The sequence below is a fragment of the Umboniibacter marinipuniceus genome (assembly GCF_003688415.1).
GTDB lineage: Bacteria > Pseudomonadota > Gammaproteobacteria > Pseudomonadales > DSM-25080 > Umboniibacter > Umboniibacter marinipuniceus.
In genome coordinates, this window is record NZ_REFJ01000013.1 from 1 (window position 1) to 1,848 (window position 1,848).

The 1,848-nt window shown below is 44.9% G+C and carries 3 protein-coding genes; all 3 read left to right on the forward strand.

The window, feature by feature from the left end; translation table 11 throughout:
* Nucleotides 1-118 precede the first annotated feature (118 nt).
* Nucleotides 119-553, forward strand: a complete 435-nt coding sequence (locus tag DFR27_RS12440; RefSeq protein ID WP_121877801.1) for a hypothetical protein — start codon at nt 119-121, stop codon at nt 551-553.
* 59 nt (nt 554-612) lie between these two features.
* Nucleotides 613-831, forward strand: a complete 219-nt coding sequence (locus DFR27_RS12445; protein ID WP_121877802.1) for a hypothetical protein — start codon at nt 613-615, stop codon at nt 829-831.
* 486 nt (nt 832-1,317) lie between these two features.
* The gene (locus tag DFR27_RS12455; protein WP_121877804.1) at nt 1,318-1,707 is read left to right on the forward strand and encodes a hypothetical protein; all 390 of its coding nucleotides are present in this window, start codon (nt 1,318-1,320) and stop codon (nt 1,705-1,707) included.
* The last annotated feature ends 141 nt before the right edge of the window (nt 1,708-1,848 follow it).

Sequence of the window (1,848 nt, forward strand, 5' to 3'; positions counted from 1 at the left end):
TTCCTAACCTGAGGGATCGTGCTTCTTAGAGAGTTGAATATAACAAATCGTTGTTGCTGCCTTCGCTTCGCGTCGGCCGCAAAACGAAAACGTTAGATGCTCAGAGAGGAAATATGAAATGCTACGGGTAGTCACTATTATTTTCACACTATCGATTATCGGGTGCTCAAATACGAGTACTTACGATTTTGCTACGCCAGGAATATTAGATGTTGAGACTCGTGCTCATTCGGTCAAGGTAACCTTCAATCAGGACGCTTGGCAGTGGTCTTCACTTTCAGTTGCGTATAAGGACATGTTGCCTAGGGTTCTTGAGATAGATCGACTTTTAGATTGCAACGCAGGCTCTGAGCCACTGATCTCAACAATAGCTGAAATGACCAAGCCAGAACATTTGAGCGGAGATGGTGGGCAATCGGATACAGACAACGGGCTCCAAACAGCAATTTCTAGCTTTGTTTCGGTCACTTACACCGCTACGGAAGTCGGAGATGCGAGGCTTGTTGAGTACAGATGTGAAAATCAGTCATTAGCATCTAACAATGCCGTCTAAATCGACGGCCTTAAAAATCAAGGCCGCGATTAACGGCGGCGTTAAATGGGGACGATTGTATGAACCACATCATGGCAACGCTAGGAGGAGTCGGCCAGCTATTGCAGCTTGTGATGGCGGTTTTCTGGTTGGGTGCGCCAATCTTTATTTTTCTCATCTATCGCTGTCTCAAACAGATTCAAACGATACACGTCGCCACTCAGTCTGAGATAAAGGAACTTAACGCTAGTATTAAGTACCTTAAGCGTCGGTATGACGAAACTGTCGATGAACAATAGCGCTGTTACGAGCCGAGGCTAAATGCCATGCAAAGTAGGGTGGTTCAAACCCATTTAACAAAGCCGTCTAAATCGACGGCCTTAAAAAGCAAGGCCGCGATTAACGGCGGCGTTATGTTCGGAAAGGTGTGGCCCATGAGTGATCAAAGTCTGACAAAATCTCCGCAATCAAATTCTAACCTTCATTGGGCTTTAATTGTACTGTGTATCCTGCTTCCCTGGGTCGGTATTATAGCCGCGTTAGGCTGTTTGGTCGCAGGGTTAGTAAGAGATGGAACAAGGTATTTGAAAGTTTCAAAACAACTCTTTTTGTGGTCGATCGTTGCTATTTTAATGTGGCTAGGGCTTGGTTTACTGCTTTCCAGTATCCCATTTGTAGGTACGTGGACACCAAGTCGCCCGTAATAAGAACATAACAAAGCCGTCTAAATCGACGGCCTTAAAAAACAAAGGCCGCGATTAACGGCGGTGTTAGAAGGATAAAAAATGCGTTCATTATTTCTAATCTTAATTATCACCGTATTTTCGGGGTGTACCTCAGTTAGTGACGTTGTGTATCGTTACGATATAGTTTTCGATGTTCATCTGGAGTCGAATACAGCTAAGTTCGTGTGCACTATTGATGACACTGAGCTTTCGAGAGAGGTTAATTCCGCTTTTTTAATGCAGCGTTGTAATGATGCTGCCTCTGGATATTTAGCAGCTAGTGAGCTTGATTTCGAATTAGAAGATACTTCTCACGTATTCAATGGGAATGGATTGTTTACAATTCGCTTTCGTCCCGATAGAGACTACTCGAACAAGGAGTATAGTGACATCAAAGCGGAAGATACCTGGGGATTCGTCAAGGAAGTTGCAATAGTACCTTCTAACTAAGCCGTCTAAATCGACGGCCTTTAAAAGCAAGGCCGCGATTAACGGCGGCGTTATATTCGGCCCATTATCGAGCCGAAATCACCGGGTTCGACAGGTTCGTCGAGCGACGGTGCCTTGAAAGTATAGTTATCGAGTGGCGAG